20 protein-coding genes and 5 pseudogenes are annotated in these 20,569 nt (G+C 71.1%); 11 read left to right on the forward strand and 14 right to left on the reverse strand.

What is annotated here, in order from left to right:
• Window positions 1–589: 589 nt before the first annotated feature.
• The 7 genes and pseudogenes from ALMP_RS12825 to ALMP_RS44355 form a co-directional block, all read right to left on the reverse strand.
• Window positions 590–799: pseudogene (locus ALMP_RS12825) on the reverse strand (transposase); the annotation flags it as partial.
• Window positions 790–1,225, reverse strand: a pseudogene (locus ALMP_RS12830) (hypothetical protein); the annotation flags it as partial. The pseudogenes ALMP_RS12825 and ALMP_RS12830, both read right to left, overlap by 10 nt.
• Before the next feature lie 325 nt (window positions 1,226–1,550).
• Window positions 1,551–1,682 (reverse strand): hypothetical protein, encoded by a 132-nt coding sequence (locus tag ALMP_RS12835; RefSeq protein ID WP_264927170.1) that lies wholly within the window; start codon window positions 1,680–1,682, stop codon window positions 1,551–1,553.
• Window positions 1,683–1,693: 11 nt separating this feature from the next.
• Complete coding sequence (locus ALMP_RS12840; RefSeq protein WP_264927172.1) at window positions 1,694–3,880, reverse strand: cation-translocating P-type ATPase; 2,187 nt, start codon at window positions 3,878–3,880, stop codon at window positions 1,694–1,696.
• A 2-nt stretch (window positions 3,881–3,882) separates the two neighbouring features.
• Window positions 3,883–4,194 carry a DUF1490 family protein gene (locus tag ALMP_RS12845; RefSeq protein WP_264927174.1) on the reverse strand — a complete coding sequence of 104 codons (312 nt, stop codon included), beginning with the start codon at window positions 4,192–4,194 and terminating at the stop codon, window positions 3,883–3,885.
• A gap of 46 nt (window positions 4,195–4,240) precedes the next feature.
• Window positions 4,241–4,534: a hypothetical protein gene (locus ALMP_RS12850; protein ID WP_264927176.1), complete on the reverse strand. Its 294-nt coding sequence runs from the start codon at window positions 4,532–4,534 to the stop codon at window positions 4,241–4,243.
• Between the two features lie 293 nt (window positions 4,535–4,827).
• Window positions 4,828–4,983, reverse strand: a pseudogene (locus ALMP_RS44355) (metal ABC transporter permease); the annotation flags it as partial.
• Window positions 4,984–5,087: 104 nt separating this feature from the next.
• Here ALMP_RS44355 and rpmF point away from each other — a divergent pair.
• The 3 genes from rpmF (at window position 5,088) to ALMP_RS12870 (ending at window position 7,381) form a co-directional block, all read left to right on the forward strand.
• Window positions 5,088–5,258, forward strand: coding sequence for a 50S ribosomal protein L32 (gene rpmF, locus ALMP_RS12860; protein ID WP_184901208.1), 171 nt, complete (start codon window positions 5,088–5,090; stop codon window positions 5,256–5,258).
• A gap of 11 nt (window positions 5,259–5,269) precedes the next feature.
• The gene (locus ALMP_RS12865; RefSeq protein WP_264927179.1) at window positions 5,270–6,451 is read left to right on the forward strand and encodes a GTP-binding protein; all 1,182 of its coding nucleotides are present in this window, start codon (window positions 5,270–5,272) and stop codon (window positions 6,449–6,451) included.
• 84 nt (window positions 6,452–6,535) lie between these two features.
• Window positions 6,536–7,381: a class I SAM-dependent methyltransferase gene (locus tag ALMP_RS12870; RefSeq protein WP_264927181.1), complete on the forward strand. Its 846-nt coding sequence runs from the start codon at window positions 6,536–6,538 to the stop codon at window positions 7,379–7,381.
• 147 nt (window positions 7,382–7,528) lie between these two features.
• On the opposite strand, the gene ALMP_RS12875 is transcribed toward ALMP_RS12870, so the two are convergent.
• Window positions 7,529–7,660, reverse strand: a complete 132-nt coding sequence (locus ALMP_RS12875) for a hypothetical protein (RefSeq protein WP_264927183.1) — start codon at window positions 7,658–7,660, stop codon at window positions 7,529–7,531.
• Between the two features lie 223 nt (window positions 7,661–7,883).
• Here ALMP_RS12875 and ALMP_RS12880 point away from each other — a divergent pair, with 223 nt between their 5' ends.
• The 7 genes and pseudogenes from ALMP_RS12880 (at window position 7,884) to argB (ending at window position 12,899) form a co-directional block, all read left to right on the forward strand.
• Window positions 7,884–9,596, forward strand: a complete 1,713-nt coding sequence (locus ALMP_RS12880; RefSeq protein ID WP_264927185.1) for a PHP domain-containing protein — start codon at window positions 7,884–7,886, stop codon at window positions 9,594–9,596.
• Window positions 9,593–10,216: a hypothetical protein gene (locus ALMP_RS12885; RefSeq protein ID WP_264927186.1), complete on the forward strand. Its 624-nt coding sequence runs from the start codon at window positions 9,593–9,595 to the stop codon at window positions 10,214–10,216. The genes ALMP_RS12880 and ALMP_RS12885 overlap by 4 nt, the downstream gene beginning before the upstream one ends.
• 367 nt (window positions 10,217–10,583) lie before the next feature.
• The gene (locus tag ALMP_RS12890; RefSeq protein ID WP_264927188.1) at window positions 10,584–10,787 is read left to right on the forward strand and encodes a hypothetical protein; all 204 of its coding nucleotides are present in this window, start codon (window positions 10,584–10,586) and stop codon (window positions 10,785–10,787) included.
• Between the two features lie 168 nt (window positions 10,788–10,955).
• Window positions 10,956–11,612, forward strand: coding sequence for an isochorismatase family protein (locus ALMP_RS12895; protein WP_264927190.1), 657 nt, complete (start codon window positions 10,956–10,958; stop codon window positions 11,610–11,612).
• Window positions 11,613–11,661: 49 nt separating this feature from the next.
• A pseudogene (locus ALMP_RS44360) lies at window positions 11,662–11,838 on the forward strand (N-acetyl-gamma-glutamyl-phosphate reductase); the annotation flags it as partial.
• A pseudogene (locus tag ALMP_RS44365) lies at window positions 11,836–11,958 on the forward strand (bifunctional ornithine acetyltransferase/N-acetylglutamate synthase); the annotation flags it as partial. The pseudogenes ALMP_RS44360 and ALMP_RS44365, both read left to right, overlap by 3 nt.
• A gap of 17 nt (window positions 11,959–11,975) precedes the next feature.
• Window positions 11,976–12,899 carry an acetylglutamate kinase gene (argB, locus tag ALMP_RS12905; RefSeq protein ID WP_264927195.1) on the forward strand — a complete coding sequence of 308 codons (924 nt, stop codon included), beginning with the start codon at window positions 11,976–11,978 and terminating at the stop codon, window positions 12,897–12,899.
• Between the two features lie 75 nt (window positions 12,900–12,974).
• On the opposite strand, the gene ALMP_RS12910 is transcribed toward argB, so the two are convergent.
• From ALMP_RS12910 to ALMP_RS12935, 6 genes are all read right to left on the reverse strand, one after another.
• Window positions 12,975–13,484 (reverse strand): GNAT family N-acetyltransferase, encoded by a 510-nt coding sequence (locus tag ALMP_RS12910; RefSeq protein ID WP_375803473.1) that lies wholly within the window; start codon window positions 13,482–13,484, stop codon window positions 12,975–12,977.
• A gap of 165 nt (window positions 13,485–13,649) precedes the next feature.
• Complete coding sequence (locus tag ALMP_RS12915) at window positions 13,650–13,883, reverse strand: hypothetical protein (protein WP_264927197.1); 234 nt, start codon at window positions 13,881–13,883, stop codon at window positions 13,650–13,652.
• Window positions 13,880–15,460, reverse strand: a complete 1,581-nt coding sequence (locus ALMP_RS12920; RefSeq protein WP_264927460.1) for an amidohydrolase — start codon at window positions 15,458–15,460, stop codon at window positions 13,880–13,882. Before ALMP_RS12920 ends, ALMP_RS12915 begins: the two co-directional genes overlap by 4 nt.
• 20 nt (window positions 15,461–15,480) lie before the next feature.
• The gene (locus ALMP_RS12925) at window positions 15,481–16,368 is read right to left on the reverse strand and encodes an ABC transporter ATP-binding protein (protein WP_264927199.1); all 888 of its coding nucleotides are present in this window, start codon (window positions 16,366–16,368) and stop codon (window positions 15,481–15,483) included.
• The gene (locus ALMP_RS12930) at window positions 16,365–17,507 is read right to left on the reverse strand and encodes an iron chelate uptake ABC transporter family permease subunit (protein ID WP_309299465.1); all 1,143 of its coding nucleotides are present in this window, start codon (window positions 17,505–17,507) and stop codon (window positions 16,365–16,367) included. Before ALMP_RS12930 ends, ALMP_RS12925 begins: the two co-directional genes overlap by 4 nt.
• Window positions 17,504–18,571: an iron ABC transporter permease gene (locus tag ALMP_RS12935; protein ID WP_375803474.1), complete on the reverse strand. Its 1,068-nt coding sequence runs from the start codon at window positions 18,569–18,571 to the stop codon at window positions 17,504–17,506. The genes ALMP_RS12930 and ALMP_RS12935 overlap by 4 nt, the downstream gene beginning before the upstream one ends.
• Before the next feature lie 281 nt (window positions 18,572–18,852).
• Between ALMP_RS12935 and ALMP_RS12940 the strand changes: the two genes are divergently transcribed.
• A complete protein-coding gene (locus ALMP_RS12940) occupies window positions 18,853–20,508 on the forward strand; it encodes an ABC transporter ATP-binding protein (protein WP_264927203.1) in 1,656 nt (551 codons plus the stop codon).
• Window positions 20,509–20,569 lie beyond the last annotated feature (61 nt).

Here is a 20,569-nt window from a genome sequence, read left to right on the forward strand (position 1 = left end):
CGATCGGCTGGCTGACCGGGGAAGTACGTGAACTCATCGGGAGAGTCTTTCGCACCGGGGCGTGCCGCCGTGCGACGGGTCGGCTGCTCGGGCAGGATTCCTGCACCGCTGCCGGGAACGGGAACCGCCTGCCAGGCCCCGATCGACCAAGTCACTGCCGCCGCATCGGCCGCACGCCGACGGCAACTCAGACGCCCGAACCGCTGCCGAGGAGCCTGAGAACGGAGTGGTCAACCGCTGCTCCCCCCTGGGCCTGCCGCAGCGAGGGCCAGCCTGTACAGGACGGCTTCAGGCCGGCCTCGTGAGCCGCATCAGGAGACGCTGGACTTTGCGACAGCAAACGGATGTGTCGTGGTTGATCGCACCAAGTCCCTGGGGCGCGTGTTGCGCATCGGCCGTATAACGCGTGCCGTCGCGTGTCTTCGCTTCGGGTGGCTCCCAAGAGGACAACCTAGTGCAACGGCGCCCGCGCCGGCGCTGGAACCCACCTGCTCGCAAGCCCCGCCAGGCCGCACCCGCGAGGCTTCTCATCGAGTGCCGCTCTCACAGACGCCCCTATAACGAGGGGCGCTGGACGCCGTCCTGACCTGAAGACCTCTCGGGCGGCATATCGCTTGAGGCATCGGATGATCTCACGACGGGTCTTGCCCTCCTGGGTTCGGCGTTCGTAGTACGCCTGGGTGCGTGGGTCGTGGCGCAGCCGGGTGAACACGACGCGGTGCAGGGCGGCGTTCGCCTGCCGGTCGCCGCCGTAGTTGAGCCGGCGCGTGCTCCGCCGGCCAGACGAATGCCCTTGAGGTCGGCGGGGTGGAAGACGTTGACCTCGCCGGTGCCGTCGGTGAACAGGACCGTCTTGCCGGCGTGCTGGACGACGTGGCCGGGCTTGGCGCCCTTGTACTCGATGCCGGTGAAGGTCTGCTCGGTGGCGTTCAGGAGGCGGAAGCCGGCGTCGGTGGAGACGATGACGTGGGAGTCGTCGCCGGCGGGGTTGAGGCGGTTGAAGCCGGGCAGTTCGATCGTGTTGGCCGGCTTCAGGGTTCGCCGTCCAGGACGTACAGCCGCCGTCGAAGGTGGCGACCAGCGGGTCCTTGACCGCTACGGCCTTGGTGTTCGGCGCGTTCTTGGCCTTCGTGTCGGAGGAGGAGGTGTCCTCTCCTCCGCAGGCGGTCAGAACACATGTACCAGGGGGCGCCGGTGCGTGCCGACACGACCATGCGGTGGGCATGGAGGCGACCGGGCCGAACATCGCGGACGGGTCGCACAGGACGGAGGGTTCACAGAAGTGGCCCCCGCTATGGAGGCAGCCTTGCCCTGATGCCCAGCGTTCGCGCCGGCACCGCCGGGCCTGGTCACGCAGGCGAGCGCGCCGCGACGGACTGACCCTGGCGCCACCCGGGTAGCTAGTTGCAACTAGGATGCAACAACGCTCAATCAGCAATAACGGTGTGAGGTCCATGACGCTCCACCCACGACCTCACGGCCGCCGAACGCATCGCCGACCGGGTGGCCGTGATGTACGGTCCGGGCGAGGGTGCGTTCGTCGACGGTGGTCAGGTCCAGGTCGCCGAGGCGGGCCTCGCCGGCTGCTTGGGCGAGACGTCGTCCCAGTGGAGTGTGCGGTCGCACCAGCGGTCCAGGAGCACCTGGTTGAGCAGGCTGAGCAGGCCGACGCTCAGCACCATGTACAGGTCCGTCAGCGCACGCGTGTCTCCTCGAGCGGGGTGGCCCGCAAGGGCCCGGCCTCGGCAGGCAGATGGGGTGTGTGGTTGACCAGGCGGGCGGAATTGCCGACAACAGCGATGCTGCTGGTGTTGTGCAGCAGGGCGGCGGCGACAGGGTTGAGGGAGCCGCCCGCGCTGGCAAGGAGGCCGGCGAGGTTGACGCCGATGGCGAGGCCGTAGTTCTGCCGTACGACGCGCAAGGTGTGGCGGCTGAGTTCGACGACGGCAGCGACCTGGCGGAGGTCGTTGCCGGCGAGGGCGATGTCGGCGGTCTCCAGGGCGACGTGGGAGGAGTGCTCGCCCATGGCGATGCCGACGTCGGCCAGCGCAAGGGCGGGGGCGTCGTTGGTGCCGTCGCCGACCATGGCCACCATGTGGCCTTCCTCCTGGAGGTCCCGGATCAACTGGAGCTTGGCTTCGGGCAGGGCGTGGGCGTGGACCTCGGCGATGTCCAGGGCGTCGGCGACGACTTGGGCGGTTTCAGGGGCGTCGCCGGTCAGCAGGATGATGCGCTGGACGCCGAGGTCGCGTAGTTGCTGGATGACCGTGCCGGCTCCGGCGCGCACTGCATCGGAGACGCCGAGCATGCCGATGAGGTCCTCGTCGTGTGCGAGGCAGATGACGGTCTCGCCCTGGCGGCGCAGTTGTTCGGTCCATTCCTGGGCCACCGGGGTAAGTTCGAGTCCGTGCCGGCGTAGCAGGGCGGGGCTGCCGACCAGGAGGCGGGTGCCGTCGAGTTCGGCGCGCATGCCCATGCCGAGGACGACCTCGCATGCCTGGTGGATGGGGATGTGGAGGTGCTGTTCCTCGGTGCGGGTGACGATGGCCTGGGCCAGGGGGTGGCGGGCGTGCAGTTCGCCGGAGGCGGCCAGGCTGAGGACGTCGTCGGCGGTGTAGTCGCCGTGGAGCGCGACGACGCTGGTGACGAGCGGGCGGCCGAAGGTGAGTGTGCCGGTCTTGTCGAAGACGACGGCGGTGACCCGGCCCACGCCCTCCAGGTGGGTGCCGCCCTTGATCAGGGTGCCGTGGCGTGCGCCGTTGCCGATGGCCGCGCTGATGGCGGTGGGTGTGGCCAGGCCGGCTGCGCACGGGCAGGCGACCAGCAGCATCGTCATCGCACGCCGGGCGTCCCGGGTGAGTACGTACGTGCCGGTCGCCAGGGCGAGTGATACGGGGACGAAGCGCCGGGTGAAGCGGGTGGCGACGGTCTGGATCGGGGCGCGGTCGGCCTGGGCTTCCTCGACGCGGCTGATGATCCTTCCGACGGTGGTGTCGCTGCCGACCGAGGTGGCGCGGACGGTGAGGGAGCCGGAGGTGACGATGGTGCCGGCGTACACGTCGGAGCCGTCCCGGGTGTAGACGGGGAGGGCCTCGCCAGTGATCGCGGCCTGGTCGACCAGTGCTTCGCCCGACAGGACGGTCCCGTCGACGGGGATCTTGTGGTGCTCGTAGACGGCGACCACGTCTCCCGGTGTGACGTCGTCGAGGGCTACTTCGACTTCGACGCCGTCGCGGACGAGCCAGACCCGGTCCTCGCCGATGCTGAGCAGTTCCTCGATGGCGCGGCGGGTGCGGCGCAGTGTGATCGTCTGGAGGAACTCGCCGATGTTGAGCAGCCACAGCACCGTGAGGGCGACCACGTTCTCGCGCAGGAGCAGGGAGATGACCGTCGCGGCGGTGACGAGCGTGTCCGTGCCCGGGTGCTGACGGCCCGTCACGGTGCGTAGTGCACCGCGGAAGAACGGCAGCCCGCTGAAGATCGTGACGGCGCCGAGGAAGCCGAAACGGCCGCCGGTGACCCAGGGTGGTCGGCGCAACACCAGACGGTGCACTGCCACCACGGCGAGCACGGCCCCGCCCACGATCAGCCGGGCCAGCTCGCCGGTGGAGGAGTCGGGCACGGAGCGGGTTCGCTTCTCCGGTACGGAGGGCGGCGGTGCCTCTTCCAGCGCGTCGACCAGCCGGTCGACGTCCAGTTGGTCGGACTTGACCCAGATGACGACGCTTCCCGTACGGGGGAAGATCCGCAGGGCGCGGAAGCCCGGCAGGTCGGCGAGCCGGTCGTCGACCAGTCCCGCGCAGCCCGGTCGTGCCTTCAGCCACGGGACGATCAGCCGCGCGCGGCCCGCGGCGGCGGAACGGACCAGGACCTCAGCCATGATCAGTGCTCGTGGTCGTGCTCGTGGCCGTCGAAGTCGACCGCGGACGGGGGCGGTGCCTCCTCACCCAGCGAGGAGCGGGCCTCCGCCATCATGTCCCCCGCCTTGAGCCGGGCTTCCTCCGCGGCGGACCCGAGCCACCGGGCGGCCACGATCCCTCCGGCGAGGCCGCCGACCATCGCCTTGCGCGCCGCCGGTTTGGCTTTGGGAGCGGCCTTGGACGCGCCTCGCACGAGAGCTGCTCCGACAAGCCCGGAGACGGCGTAATGCGTGAGCCGGCCCATGGCGGCACCGGCGAAAGCTGCAGGATGCATGACGATCTCCGTAACTGCATGCCCTGTAGCGGGCCGTACGGCTATCTCAATTGTGCGCCTTCAGATACTCATGTCGCATCATGCGCGAGCGACGGGCCTGCCCGACACGGCGAGGAGGACGGCGTATCACGACGGCCATGGCGTAGACGGCGATGGCGGTCGAGACGACGGCGAAGCTCGGCGGAAGGGCCGGCACCGCGTAACTGAGGGCAAGGCCCGCCCGCATCTCCCCCACCGCCAGGCCGACGGCCAGGGCCGGCCCCCGGTACAGCCTGCTCGTCAGACGCCGGGCAGCGCCGACGGGCGCGGCCAGCAGGCCCAGCAGCAGCGCGCCGACCACCTGAGCGGCCTCGGCCGCGCAGGCGCCCGCCAGCGCGAGGAACGGCGAACAGCAGCGGCCGGGCCGGCAGCAGCATCGCCGGACAGATGCCTGCGGCCACCCACGCCGCCAGCCGGGCGCGGGCCGAGGACAGGCCGAAGACGGAGCCGAAGAGGACCTCGACGCCGGCGCCGCTGTCGGCGGTGCTGCGTGTGGTGGTACAGAGGGTGAGGAAGAAAACGCCCAGGTCCAGCACCCATGAGAAGACGCTCCCGATGGCCACGTCGTCGGCACGGCCCCGCCGCCCGAGGGCGGGCGCGCAGTGGCACGCCGCGCCCGGCGGCGACCTCCGGGTCCACGGAAGCGAACAGCAGCGGCCGGCCCATCACGGCCAGCGCCGCCAGAACGACTGCGGCCACGATCACCAGCAGGACCACCTGGCCACGCGTGATGCCGAGGAACCGTCCGAACGGCAGCTCGGGTCGAGGGCGCTGTGCATCCGCCGTTCCCCCCATATTCGTAATGGGATCCATTTTCATGTAGCGTCCTTCTCGCACACCCGAGAAGGAGAACCATGGCCGTCCCCAAGCGGAAGATGTCCCGCAGCAACACCCGGCACCGCCGTGCCCAGTGGAAGGCCGCCACGCCGACGCTGGTGCCGGTCACGGTCGACGGTGTGCGTCACCTTGTACCGCAGAACCTGGTCAGGGCCTACGAGCGCGGGCTGCTGCGCCCCCAAGGCTGAGAGGGAAAGGCATGGCGCACGACCGACTGCCGGTCACCGTTCTGTCCGGCTTCCTCGGCGCGGGAAAGACCACGCTGCTCAATCACGTGCTCGGCAACCGTGAAGGACTGCGCGTCGCGGTCATCGTCAACGACATGAGCGAGGTCAACATCGACGCGGCGCTCGTGCGCGGCGGCGAGGCCGCGCTGTCGCGCACCGAGGAGCGCCTGGTCGAGATGACCAATGGGTGCATCTGCTGCACGCTCCGCGACGACCTGCTGGTGGAGGTGGACCGGCTGGCCCGGGAAGGGCGGTTCGACTACCTCCTCATCGAGTCCAGTGGCATTTCCGAGCCCATGCCGGTCGCGGCCACCTTCGCCTTCGCCCGCGACGACGGCGCCACCCTCGGCGATCTCGCCCGTCTGGACACCATGGTCACGGTCGTCGACGCCGCCAACTTCCTGCCTGAACTGGCAAGCGGCGACGAACTCGTCGAGCGCGGCCTCGACCAGTACGAGGACGACGAGCGCACCGTCAGCGACCTGTTGATGGACCAGATCGAGTTCGCCGACGTCATCGTGCTCAACAAGCTCGACCTGGTCGACGACGCCGACGCCGAGCGGCTGCGGGCGACGCTCACCCGCCTCAACCCGGCGGCCCGGATCGTGCCCGCCGTGCACGGACACGTGGAACTCAAGGACGTACTCGGCACCCGGCTGTTCGACCTGGAGCGCGCCCAGCAGGCCCCCGGCTGGGTCATGGAGCTCAATGGCGACCACGTCCCGGAGACCGAGGAGTACGGCATCTCCTCCACTGTCTTCCGCTCCGAACTGCCCTTCCACCCGGGGCGTTTGTGGCGGTTCGTGACTGCGGAGATGGACAGCGGCGCCTACGGGCACATCCTGCGCTCCAAGGGCTTCTTCACCCTGGCCAGCCGCCCGCACGTCACGGGGCTGTGGTCGCAGGCCGGCTCCGTCGCCCGCTTCGAGCCCTCCGCCGCCCACGACACCGACAGCCCGGTACGGCAGGAACTGGTCTTCATCGGCACGCACCTGCACACCGAGGCGCTCCACTCCGCACTCACCGACTGTCTGATGGCGGACGGCGAGAGCCTGCCGACCGACGATCCGTTCCCCGCCTGGGACACCTACGGCATCGACGATACGTGCGACCACGAGCATCCCGAACACCCCGAACTCGTGGCGCGGCCCTGAGACTCCGGGCGGGCGGTGGTCGCAGCCACGGCACCGCCCGCCCGGTACATCCCGTACACACGAGGACCGAATCGGGAGGCTGGTATGACGGAGCACGGTGTACGCCTGGGCACGGTCCAGGAAACCCTGCTGATCCCCCTGTACGGGCGCGCGGTGGACAACCGGAAGCCCGACGCCGTCCTGCGCGACGCGCGGGCCGAGGAGATCGTCGCCTCCATCGACTACGACTTCGCCCGCTTCGACAACCTGCCGAGCCTGACCGGCGCGGTGCTGCGCACCAGCCTGTTCGACCGGTGGGTCGCGGACTTCCTCGCCGCCCACCCCACCTGCACGGTCGTCGAGATCGGAGCCGGGCTCAACACACGGTACGAGCGCCTCGACACCGGCCGCACGCGCTGGTTCGACCTCGACCTGCCCGACGTGATCGACCTGCGCCGCTCCTTCTTCACCGACACTCCCCACCGGATGACGATCGCCGCTTCGGTGACGGACGCGGCCTGGGTCGACACCGTGACCTCGCAGGCCGACGGCCCTTACTTCCTCGCCGCCGAAGCCGTCCTGCCCTATCTGGTCGAAACAGATGTACGCCAGGTCCTCGGGCTCCTCGCCGACCGCTTCCCCGGCTCCCTGCTGGCCCTGGACACCGCCGGCCCCGGCATCGTCACCACCCAGGACCAGCACGACGCGCTGAGCAAGGTGGACGCGCGGATGCAGTGGTCCTGCACCGGCCCGACCGAGCTCGCCGAGTGGCTGCCGGGGCTGACGGTACTCGCCTCACACACCCTCAGCAGCCTCCCGCGGCCGATGCACGACACGCTGTCCGCCTCGCTCCAGGAGATGCTCGCCGGGCTCGCCCGACAGCGGCTGCCGCAGGTAGAGGAGTACCGGCTCAACCTCGTACAGCTGCCCGGGGCGCCCGACGGGCGGTGACGACTGCAGGGTCACCCGGGCTCGACGCCGCCGAGGAGCGGGTCCGGAAACTCCCTCCAGCCATCCCGGCCGAGCGCCAGCTCGGCGTCGGTGAGAAGCGCCGCGTCCAGTGCGCAGCGGACCGCCATTCCTCCAGACCGACGCCGGTCAGGACGAGCTCGTTACGGCGTTCGCCGTAGTGGTCGTGCCAAACCCCAGGCCGATCACCACGGCGTCGGGCACACCGAGCCGCCGACGCGGCTCGTCCGGCAGCCCGGTGGCGGTCGATGGCTTGCTCATGACCCACTCCCTCGGCGGTACACCCGCACACACGTTCTCAGCTCCGATATCGGGTCACGACATATGAGGCCGGGACGCCCGTTCGTTCCTGTCAGGGGCTTGCCCTGGGTGCACATCCGTCGTTCTTCGCCACAGCATCACCCGGACTCCCGCTGTTCACCCGGGCTTCTCACACTCTGCACGTCCCCAGCACGTATGCCCTTGCCCTTCGCGGGAGTTGAACATGAGCCATGGCCACGGACACGGCCACCACCACCATCACCACCATGGGGGCACGGACGCCTCGTCCCTGCCCCCCGCCCTCGACACCTCCGTCCCGGACGAGGAGTTGACGCCGAGCCAGCTGTCGCGGCGGTCCATGCTGCGGCGCACCGGTCTGCTCGGAGCGGGGCTGGCGGCGGGCGGCGTGCTGAGCGGCGCGGGGGAGGCAGCCGCGTCGACCGGCCCGATGGCCGCATCGCACAGCTCGCGCTCCGGCGGGTACCTGTGGCTGGCCGGCGACCACCACATCCACACCCAGTACAGCAACGACGGCAAGTACCGCGTCATCGACCAGGTCCGCCAGGGCGCCAAGCACGGCATGGACTGGCTGGTCATCACCGACCACGGTAACGCCACCCACTCCAGGATCGGCGTCGAGAAGGTCAACCCCGACATCCGCGAGGCCCGCGCCGCGTACGAGGACACCCTCGTCTTCCAGGGCCTGGAATGGAACATCCCGGCGGCCGAGCACGGCACCGTCTTCGTGCATCCCGGCAAGAACGAGGTCTCCGTCCTCAAGCAGTTCGAGACCGACTACGACGGCGGCGTGAACGGCGCCGGCGCCTCCACGCCCGCCAACGAGGCTCTCGCCATCGCGGGCCTGAACTTCCTCGCCGAGCAGGTCCAGCGCCGCAAGGTCAAGGACGCGCTGATGCTCGCCAACCACCCGGCCCGGCGCGGCATCGACTCCCCGCACGAGATCCGCGGCTGGCGCGACGCCACCGGCGCGGATCGCCAGATCGCCGTCGGCTTCGAGGGCGCCCCCGGCCACCAGGCGGGCGGCATCCCCGCACCGCTCGGCATGGGCCGGGCCCGCGGCATCTACGACAACAACCCCAGCGCCAACTCCTTCCCCGGTTACCCCCTGGAGTCCTACCGCACCTGGGGCGGCTTCGACTGGATGACCGCCACCGTCGGCGGCCTGTGGGACAGCCTCCTCGCCGAGGGCAAGCCCTGGTGGATCACCGCCAACTCCGACTCCCACCAGGTCTACGCCGACACCGCCGTACGCGGCGGCCCGGACAGCGACTACACCGCCAACGGCAAGCACACCGACCCCGTCTACGGCGGCAAGATCGACATCACTCAGGGCGACTACTGGCCCGGCCAGTACAGCCGCACCCACGTCGGCGCCGACGGCTTCAACTACGCCGCCGTCATGGACGGCATCCGCGCCGGCCGTATCTGGGTCGACCACGGCCAGCTCATCAGCGGCCTGAACGCCCAGCTGCGCTCCGGCAGCCGCGCGGTCACCCTGGGCGGCTCCCTGCACGTGCGCCGCGGCAGCCAGGTCGACCTGGTCGTCGACATCAGCCTCGCGGGCGGTCCCAACTGGGCGGGCTTCGTCCCCAACCTGGCCCGCGTGGACGTCGTCCAGGGCGACATGACCGGACCCGCAACCGACAAGGACGTCTTCACCGCACCGGACACGAAGGTCGTCAAGTCCTTCGAGGTGAACAAGTCCACCGGTACCGTCCGCCTGACGTACTCCCTGGGCCGCGTGGACAAACCGGTGTACGTAAGGCTGCGCGGCACCGACGGCAACCGCACCGGCGTCGGCCCGATGGGCGCCGCCGTCGACCCGGCCGGGCCGGTCCTCGATGTCGTCGGGGATGCCGACCCGTGGCTCGACCTGTGGTTCTACTCCAACCCGATGTGGGTGCTGCCCGCATGACCGCACCGCACGACGGTGCCGACGTCCGCACCGTCATCGGCGTGGACGTCGGCACCGCGAACCTGCGCGACGCCGACCACCTCATCCACCACCTGGCGGACGGCCTCGGCCTCCCTCCGGGAACCATCGCCTGCACCCACCTGATCCGCACCGACACACGCCGAGGCACGGCCATCTCCCTCGCCCTGACCGATCCCGGCGCGGCCGCGGCGGCGTGGCAGCAACTCGCCGGTATGGACAGGCCGGAGCTGGGTGCGGCCCTGGGCGACCGGGAGCTCGGGCCGGCGGAGTCCGCCCGCACGGCGGCACTGGCCGCCGCGGAACACGCCGAACGACGCAGCGGACGGGCCGTGCTCTATCCGGGCGTCGACCGCCTCACCGACACCGTCACCGTGGCCGACCTGCTCGACCTGACCGCCATCGACCGGATCACCGTGCTCGGGCAGCCCTCCACGCACGGCCAAGGACCCGATCCCGCCATCCCCGTGCTCACCCGCGACCACGTACGACCCGAATGGCAGGACGGACAACTCACCCTCGCCCTGCTCCCGGCCGCGGGCGGCACACTCGCCCCCTTCGAAGTCCCCGACCCCACACCCTGCTGCGCCGATCACCACTGACGGCCGGTCGGTGACCCGACAGGAATCGCCCCCGGAGCGGATGCCGAGCAGGCCGAGCCGTGCCACGAGCTCGGCGGACCGCCTGGCCGGGCCGAAGGGCCCCGCACCATGCCGGGGAACAGCGGGGGTACACCCGCCCGCGGCAAGGTCCATCGTCACGGCGAACACAAACGGGCCGCGGCCCTGGTGACGTTCGTGCGTCGCCAGGGCCGCGGTCATGCACGAGCTGTGACGTGCGTCATGTTCCGCCCCCGTCGCCTAGGCAGGGCGCGAGTGAGAAGTAAGGTTAGGCTTACCTCAATCAACAGGAGCGGGTGCGCCGTCCGATCGAGGGCCACCGATTCACCCTGTCCCGCATGGAGTCCAGTTGAGCACTCACGCCACCGTCGCCCCTACCGGGCCGACCTCAGCGGAACACGCGCGCACCGTCCTGGCGCGCGCGATCTCACTGTCCCTGACGACCGCCGGACAGGGCTACGACGTGGAGTTCACCGACATCGCCCCGACCGCGGTACTCAACCGCGTACGGGCGGGGGTGACGGTCTCGCGACGGACGGTGAGGAGCCGCTGACGCTGACGGGTCTCGTGGACGAGGGCTCCTCCCTCTGGATCGCCTGCGACACCACGACGACCCGGGCACTCGCCGGCTTCGCGCGCGGGCGACTCGCACAGCAGAACTCAAGCCAGACCGATTTCGCGGGCTCGGTCACGAGCCGGACCATCAGGGGAGGTACCCGCCATGGGCTTGCCTGTCATCGAGTCCTATCCCATGCCCGCCCGGTCCGCCCTCCCCCGCTCGTGCGCCTCCTGGACCGTCGAACCCGCGCGAGCCGCGCTCCTCGTCCACGACATGCAGAACCACTTCGTACGGGGCTATCCGGCGGGACGATCGCCGGTCGTGGAACTCGTCGAGAACATCGCCGCGCTGCGGGAACTCGCGGGGACGCTCGGCATGCCGGTCGTCTTCAGCGCCGAGCCCGCCGCCCAGCCCCCCGGCCGACGCGGCCTCGTGGCCGATGTCTGGGGTCCGGGCATCGGAGTTGAACCCGAGGACTCCGCGATCGTGGAACCCCTGACACCCCGCCCCGGCGAGCATGTGCTGGCCAATGTGCGCCCCAACGCCTTCCTCCGTAGCCATCTCGGCCGCCTGCTCCGTGAAGGGGGTCGCGATCAGCTGATCGTCTGCGGGGTGTACGCGCACCTCGGCGTCCTGCTCACGGCGGCGGACGCCTTCATGAACGACATCCAGCCCTTCGTCGTCGCCGACGCCGTGGCCGACTTCTCCGCCGAGGAGCACCTCATGGCACTTCGCTGGTCCGCGCGCAGCGGTGTGGTCTGCACGACCGACGGCCTGCTCCGCGAGCTGCTGCTCGGCCGGGTCCCGCGCAACGCCTGACGGCGACATCCCCAGCAACGACATCCCTGACAACAGGAGACGGAAGAACATGGCCCTACGGGTCGCGGTGGCCGGAGCCAGTGGCTACGCCGGCGGAGAGATCCTGCGTCTGCTCACCTCGCATCCCGGGGTGGAGATCGGCGCCATGACCGGCCACAGCAGCGCGGGCCGGACGCTCGGGGAGGTACAGCCCCAGGTGGGCGCTCTGGCCGCCCGCGTTCTGGACCTGTCGGGACGCCGGATCACCGTCACGGTCGACCTGCGCTCCGGCGACCGGTCGGCGGTCATCTGGACCAACGACCTCACGGCCGAGTACGTCCACGAGAACAGCGCCTACAGCTCATGAACGGGATGGGGACACAGATGGGTACCGCAGTCGCGCGACCGGTCACGCAGGACGAACCGCCGTCCGGGGCGGTGCCCTGGCGCGAGGAGCTCCAGGGCCGCACGGTCGTCGTGAAGTTCGGCGGCAACGCCATGGTGGACGGCGCGCTCCTGGAGGCGTTCGCCCGCGATGTCGTGGAGCTGTGGCACGCCGGTCTGCTGCCGGTCGTGGTGCACGGCGGCGGCCCGCAGATCAGCTCGATGCTCGACCGGCTCGGCCTCGAGGTCCGCTTCGAGGCCGGTATGAGGGTGACCACCCCGGAGACCATGGACGTGGTCCGGATGGTCCTGACGGGGCGGATCCAGCGGGAGCTGGTCGGCGTGATCAACGCCCATGGCCCCTTCGCCGTGGGCCTGTCGGGCGAGGACGCCCACACGCTGACCGCCGTACGGCGCCCGGCCGAGGTGGACGGGCGGCTCGTGGACATCGGTCTCGTGGGCGACATCGTGGCCGTGTCACCGGAAACCGTACGGGCGCTGCTGGACGAGGGGCGCATCCCGGTCGTCTCTCCGGTCGCGCGCGGCACGGACGGCCAGGTCTACAACGTCAACGCGGATCTCGCCGCGTCCGCCCTGGCCGTCGCCCTCGGCGCCGACCGGCTCATGGTGCTCACCGACGTCGAGGGGCTGTACGCCGACTGGCCGCACAGCACCGAGGTGATCGAGCGGCTGACGGCCTCGGAGTTGGGTGATCTGCTTCCGGAGCTCACGAGCGGCATGGTGCCGAAGATGGAGGGCTGCCTGCGGGCCGTGCGGGCGGGCGTGGGCCGGGCCCAGGTCCTCGACGGACGGGTGCCGCACGCGGTACTGCACGGCCTTTTCTCCGAGAAGGGCCAAGGAACCACGATCGTCCCGGACGAGCCGTCCTGCTCCCCCGGCCACCATGCGGAGGCCCGGCCATGAGCGCCGGCGGCGTCACCCCGCTCAGGAAGCGCCGGCGGACGGTCATGATGGACACGTAAGACCGCGCCTCGCCGTCTACAGGGCGCGGGCCAGGACGCGGGCGTTGCGGTCCGGGTCCAGGGACCGCGCCCAGGTGGCCGGCGCCAGGCTCGGGCGGGCCGGCACGAAACCGTGGCGGAGGAAGAGCCGGCCGCTGCCGGTCGTCGCCGTGAACAGGGTCCCCAGCGAGCGGTTCCGAGCCCTGGCGAACGCGGCGTGCAGCAGTCGGCCGCCCATTCCCGATCCCTGCCGATGAGGGGCGACGCAGAAGTTGTACAGCACGCCGGCGGTGGGGTGTTCGTGCAGCCCGACGCAGCCTTCGAGGGTTCCGTCGGGCGCCTGGGCGACGAGGAAGTCGGACGCCTGCGACAGGTAGAGGGAGAGCGGGCGTTCGCGGAGCGCTCCCGTCCGAACGAACGGCTGGGAGAGGGCGGCGAGGGCGGGTCCGTCGTCCTGGTGCGCTGGTCGCACGGAGAACGCGGGGATGCCGGGCGAGTGGGGTGCGAGGGGCAGCAGCGCGGCAGGCGGCAGCGTGGCCGTGATCAAGGCGTTCCTTCCTCAGGTTCCACCGTGCGCGGACGGGGGCTCCCCGACGGAGCCCAGGGGGATGCCGGATGGCCGCGTGACCCCGGTGAAACAGTCAAAGTTAGGGTAGCCTAACCTAACCTCTGAGCCAAGCCGACGGCTCCGTACCCGGTGCGGCCGGTGCCGTCACTTCCCGCACGGCCGACCGGGATAGTCGCGGTTCTCCGGTGCCCCCGCCTCACGCATCCGGCGCAGGACCTCCTCGAGGACCGCGTCGTCCACATAGACCGGAATGTTCAACTCCCGGTCGAAGACCATGAACTCGTCCACGCCCGCCTGCCAGATCACCCAGCGCGGCGGGGTGGCGGGTGCCTCCCACAACGGGGAGAACCGCTCCAGGACGTTCGTCCGACCGCTCACAGCTTTCCCGCCTCCGTCGTCTCATGCCCGTCAACGAATGTCGTCACGACCTCGATGCCACTGATCCGGGAGGGCTCGACATGCCGAGGGTCGTCTCCCAGCACGACGAGGTCGGCGCGCTTCCCCGGGGTGAGGCTGCCCGCGCTGTCGTCCCACCGGCAGGCGTACGCGCCGGCGACCGTGTAGGCGCGCAGCGCCTCTTCGACGGTGATGGTCTCGTCAGGCCCGATCAGCCGGCCGGAGGCGGAGGCACGCTCGACCATGAACTGGATGGCCCGCAGGGGTGCTCCGTCCGTGACCGGCCGGTCCGAGCTGCCCACGAGCGTCACCCCGTGGTCGAGGAATCCTCGGCCCCGGTACATCCAGGGCGCCCGCTTCGCGCCCATCACCTCGGCGTAGTCGTCCCCGAAGGAGTGCAGGAACGTGGGCTGGACGACGGCGCTGACGCCCAGGCGCGCGAAGCGCGGGAGCTGGTCGGGGCGGATCAGCCCGGCGTGTTCGATGCGGTGGCGGGCGTCGGGGCGGGGGCGCAGTTTCTGCGCGTGCTCCAGGGCGTCGAGGGCGAGGTCGGCCGCCCGATCGCCGATGGCGTGCACGGCGAGCTGCCAGCCGCCGAGATGGCCGTCCACGATGAGGTCGGTGAGGCGCTCGGGGTCGTCCTGGAGCTGCCCGGTGTGGTCCATGCCCTCGTACGGCTCCGTGAGGGCGGCCGTCCGCGCCATCATCCCGCCGTCGGTGTAGATCTTGAGCGCGCCGATGGAGAGCCAGTCGTCGCCGAAGCCGGTGCGCAGGCCTAGGTCGAGCGCGCGCGGGATGCCGTCGTGCTCGTGGGCGCCGGCCTGCTTCAGGGTGTCGCCGCCCGGCATGAGCTGGACCCGCAGCGGCAGCCGGCCCTCGTCGCGGAGGAGTTGGTAGGCGCCGAGTTCGACGGGGCTGTGGCCGAGCAGGCCCGCGCCGATGCCGGCCTCGGCGCAGGCCGTGATGCCCTCCGCGAGGCAGACGCGACCGGCGTGCTCGATGGCGTCGGCGAGTTCGGCCTGTGAGTACGGCAGTCGCAGCCGCCGTACGGCGCCCATGGCGCTCTCCACGAGGAGACCGTCCTCGTGGGGGACGTCTGCCGGGAGCATGTCGAGCACGGCTGTGTTGACCACGCAGGCGTGGCCGGAGTCGTGCATGAGGAAGATCCGGCGGCCGTGGCTGACCCGGTCGAGTTCGGTGGCGGTCAGATGCCGGCCCAGGGCCCGCTGGTCGTAGCCGCCGACGCTGACCCAGGCGCCGGCCGCGCCCGTGCGGGAGACCGCGTCCTCCACGGCGGCGAGGACGTCGTCGACACGGGTGAGGCCTGCGATGCTGGGCGTACGGGCCTTGAGGCCCGTCCAGGACAGGTGCACATGGCTGTCGATGAACCCGGGCAGCACGGTGGCCCCTTGCAGGTCGACGACCTCCCGGGCGGGCAGCGAGGTCACGGCCTCGTCCAGACCGACGATGCGGCCACGCCAGATGCCCAGGTCGTGGGCGACCGGGTGATCCGGGTCCATGGTGAGGATGTTCGCGTTCGTCAGCCTCGTGCAGAGCATCATGGGCGGTCCGTCCGTCGCTAGAGGGTCTCGGCCAGCACGACGTCGGTGCCGGTGGCGTCCGGGGCGTCGCCGGTCTTCGGTTCGTCCTCGGGCTCGAACCGCTTGGGTGCGGCGGGCACCATCAGCGGTGTGCCGGTCTCCGGATCGGAGATGATCCGGCAGGGCAGCCCGAAGACGTCCTCCACCAGCTCGGCGGTCATGACGGTCGCCGGATCGCCCTCGGCGGCGATCGTGCCGCCGGGCCGCATCACGATGAGGTGGCTGGCGTAGCGGCATGCCTGGTTGAGGTCGTGCAGCACCGCCACGACCGTGTGGCCCTTGCGGGCGTGCAACTCGGCGCACAGGTCCAGCACCTCGACCTGGTGCGCGATGTCCAGGAAGGTGGTGGGCTCGTCCAGCAGCAGGATGGAGGTCTGCTGGGCCAGGACCATGGCGAGCCAGACGCGCTGGCGCTGGCCGCCGGAAAGGTCGTCCACCGGCCGGTCGGCGAGTTCCAGTACGCCGGTCTGCCGCATCGCCTCCGCCACGGCCTCCTCGTCCTCGGCGGACCACTGCTTGAGCAGTCGCTGATGCGGATAACGGCCGCGCGCCACCAGGTCGCCGACGGTGATGCCACCCGGCGCGTTGGACGACTGCGGGAGCAGCCCGAGCCGACGGGCCACTTCGCGGGAGCGGTACGAGGCGATGGCCTGCCCGTCGAGGTAGACCTGACCGGCCTTCGGCTTGAGCATCCGCGCCAGCGCCTTGAGCAGAGTGGACTTGCCGCAGGCGTTCGGCCCGATGATCACCGTGAACGAACGGTCGGGGATGTCGACCCCGAGGGAACTGGCCACCGTCCGCTGGTCGTAGGAGAGCGTGAGGTCCTCGGCGCGCAGGCGCGGCGTCGGCGTGTTCGGTCCAGTCATGCGCGGCTCTTTCGCGACTCGGTGATCAACAGCCAGATGAGGTACAGCCCGCCGATGGTCCCGGTCGCCGTTCCCACCGGGAGGAGCGCGGGCGCGAAGAGGCGCTGCACGGCCAGGTCGCTCACGGCCAGCAGCAGGGCGCCCATGAGGGCGGAGGACACCAGCCCCGGACCGGGCGAACGGGTCAGCCCGCGGGCCAGTTGCGGTGCGGCGAGCGCGATGAACACGATGGGGCCGGTCACCGCCGTGGCGAACGCGGCCAGGGCGACGCTGATGACGAGCAGGGCGGCACGGGTGCGCGTCACGTTGACACCGAGCGCCGTCGCGATGCCGTCGCCCATCTCCACCATGGACAGGCGGCGGGCGAGGAAGAAGGCGGGCGGAAGCAGGACGAGCACGGCCAGGCCGATGGTGTTCGCGTGGACCCAGCCGCGATTCCCCAGGCTTCCCACCAGCCACGCCTGCGCCTCCAGCGCCTCCTGCCAGCTGGCCCGGGTGATCAGGTACGAGTTGAGGGCAAGCAGCAGGGCGCTGACACCGATGCCGACGACCACCAGCCGGAACCCCTGCAGGCCGCGGCCGAGCAGCAGCAGGGAGACGGCAGCGGCGGTGGCCAGACCGCCGGCGAGCGCGCCGAGCGCGATCTGCGTCATGCTGCCGTGCCACACGACGATGACCAGCAGGGCGCCGCTGGCCGAGCCGTTGGTGAAGCCGATGATGTCGGGCGTGCCCAGCGTGTTGCCGGTCAGGCTTTGCAGGATCGCTCCGCTCACCGCCAGGGCCGCGCCGACGAAGAGGGCGGTCAGCAGCCGGGGCATGCGCAGCGTGTTCACGATGAAGTCGGCGGCCCCGGAGCCGTTGCCGGTGAGGGCCTTGACCACCTCGCCGACGGACAGCTCGAAGTCACCGGTCGTCAGGGCGACTCCCATGACCAGCACGAGCGCGCAGAGCAGGGCGGCCGTCACGACCAGAACGCGGCCATGGACCCGCAGGGACAGCCCGCCCTTGCGCGTACGGACGACTGTCCCGGTGACGATCCGGGACGGCGCCGCAGCCGGGGACGCCGGGCGGGCGGCGGATGTCGCGGGGATCGGACGCGGGTCGGGGGCGGGGGCCCCTGCCTCCCGTACGGCACTCACAGCATGACCAGCTTTCGGCGACGGCACAGCGCGATGAACAGCGGGGCCCCGAGGAAGGCGGTGACGATGCCGACCTCGATCTCGCCCGGGGCGCCGAGCACCCGTCCCAGGACGTCTGCCCCGAGCAGCAGGACGGGCGCGAACAGCATCGAGTACGCGAACACCCACCGTTGGTCGGTGCCCACCACGAATCGGGCGACGTGCGGTACGACCAGGCCCACGAAGCCGATCGGGCCCGCGGCGGCGGTCGCCGCGCCGCACAGCAGGATGACGGCGACGAGCCCCAGCGCCCGGGACCGGCCGACGTTCACGCCGAGCGCGCGCCCCATCTGGTCGCCCATGGCCAGGGCGTTCAGCGCGGGGGCGAGGCCGAGCGCGAGGAGCAGACCCACCACGACGAACGGCAGGACGATGAGCACGACGTCGATGTTCCGGCCGGCCAGGGCCCCGGCCGTCCAGAACCGGAACTGGTCGAACGCGCGCGGGTGCAGGAGCAGCACGGCGTAGTTGAGGGCGAAGAGCACCGCCGTCACCGCCGCACCGGCGACCACGAGCCGGTCCGGGGTCGCCAGGGAGCGTCCGAAGGAGCCCAGCACGTAGACGAGCACGGACGCCAGCGCCGCGCCCAGGAAGGCGAACCAGACGTAGCCGAGGACGCTGCCCACACCGAGGAAGGCGATGGCCACGACCACTCCGCTGGACGCGCCGAGGCTCACTCCGAGCAGGCCGGGATCGGCGAGCGGGTTCCGGGTCAGCGACTGCATCAGCGCGCCGGAGAGACCGAGGGCCGCACCGACGAGGAGTCCGAGGAGGGTCCGGGGGACCCGGTAGTCGTGGATGATGACCGAGGCTTCCGAGCCGTCAGGCCGCCACAGCAGGCTCCAGGTCGCGCTGAACGGGATGCCCCGGGTGCCCACCCACACGCTGAGCAGCCCGACGAGGAAGAGCGCGCCCAGAGTGAGGAGGAGTCCCGCGCCGCGGAGCGCGGTCACGGACCGTCGGGTCTGCGGTACGGCCGGGGTGTCGGCCCTGCTCCCGGGTTCCGCCTGAGCTTCGACCGACAACGACAACTCCCCCTGGTGGCGGCTCGCGTGAGTAGGAATCAGGACAGGGTGACGCATGGACAGCAGGGCCCAACTTAGGTGAGGCTAACCGAGTGTCCAGCACGCGGTCAACGCGTGGACCGCCCGGCCGGAACGGGGCATGAGGGACACGGGCCGACCGACACAACCGGACACCTGCTTAAGATAGCCTCACCTAACTAATCCATCTTCGCGGAGGTTGCCGGATGCCCGTGGGGGGACCGATCAAGGCAGGGCCGACGGGGGGCCGCATCCTCCGGAACATGATCAGGGACCAGCGCCGCCGCATCGCCGGAGCCTCGCTCCTCGGCATGGCGCACCAGGGCTGCGAGGCCCTCGTCCCCGTCGTCATCGGCGTGATCATCGACAGCGCCGTGGCCACCGGCGACGCCGGCTCACTCCTGCGCTGGCTGCTCGTCCTCGCTGTCCTCTTCCTCGTCCTGTCCACGTGCTACCGCACCGCCGCCCGCATCACCGACGGCACCGGCGAACTCGCGGCGCACGAGCTTCGCCTTGCCATCGGCACCCGCGTGCTCGACCCCCGCGGCGGCGCCGACACCGGCCGGCTCCCCGGCGCGCTGACGGCTGTGGCCACCGGTGACGCCACCCGCGTCGGAGCGGTCGCGGCAGCCGTGCCGTACGCGGTGTCCGCGCTCGCCGGCCTGATCGTCAGCGCGGTCATGCTGCTCAGGGTCTCGGTACCGCTCGGTCTGCTCATCCTCCTCGGCGTCCCGCCCCTGCTCTGGCTGGGCCACCGCATCAGCCAACCCCTCGAACAGCGCAGCGAGATCGAACAGGAACGCGCCGCGCACGCCTCCGGTGTCGCCGCCGACCTCGTCGCGGGCCTGCGGGTTTTGAAGGGCATCGGGGCGGAGGCGGCCGCCGTCTCCCGCTACCGGCGCACCAGCCAGGAGTCCCTCGCCGCCGCGCTGCGGGCCGCCAAGAGCCGGGCCTGGCACGACGGCGCGATCCTCGCCCTGACGGGAATCTTCATCGCGGCCATCGGAATCGCCGGAGCTCACCTGGCCATGCGCGGCACGATCAGCGTGGGCGAACTGGTGGCCGCCGTCGGACTCGCCCAGTACCTGCTCGGCCCCTTCCAACTGCTCACCTACGTCAACGGCGAGTTCGCGCTGGGCCGCGCCTCCGCCGACCGGATCGCGGACGTGCTCGCCTCGCCGCCCGCCGTGGCGGCCGGCGAGGCGGTGCCCGCGTACCCGGTGGCCGGGAGGGTCCGGCTGCGCGGGCTCGGACACGGCGCACTGCGCGGCGTCGACCTCGACATCGTCCCCGGTTCCGTCGTCGGCGTCGTCGCCAAGGACCCGGCGGTGGCCCACGACCTTCTGCTCTGCCTCGGCCGCGAACTCGACCCCGCCGAGGGCGCCGTCGAACTCGACGGCGTACCCCTGACCGAACTGGATCCCGTCAGCGCCCGCCGGGCGATCCTGGTCGCCCACCACGACGCCGACCTGTTCGAGAGCAGCCTGTTCGACAACGTGAGGGCCGGAACGGACGCCGAGGAAGCCGACCTCGTCCCCGCGCTGTCCGCTGCGGCGGCCGATGACGTCGCTCGTGCCCTGCCCCATGGCACGGCCACCGTGCTCACCGAGCGTGGCCGCTCCCTCTCCGGCGGCCAGCGCCAGCGCGTGGCGCTGGCCCGGGCGCTCGCCGCCGACCCCTCGGTGCTCGTCGTCCATGACCCGACCACCGCCGTCGACACCGTCACCGAGTCACGTATCGCGGCCCGGCTGCGCGAACTCCGGGACGGCCGTACGACGATCCTGGTCACCACCAGCCCGGCGCTGCTCGCCGCGACCGACCGCGTGGTGATGCTCGACGGTGGCACCGTGACGGCCGAAGGCCGCCACCCCGAACTCGTCGCCACGCACGAGGCGTACCGCTCGGCGGTACTGGCATGACGGACACCACGAAGACCGGCCGTCCGGTCGGCGACGACCCCGACGCGAACGGCGAAGGACG

This window comes from Streptomyces sp. A012304 (assembly GCF_026008495.1).
Classification (GTDB): Bacteria; Actinomycetota; Actinomycetes; order Streptomycetales; family Streptomycetaceae; genus Streptomyces.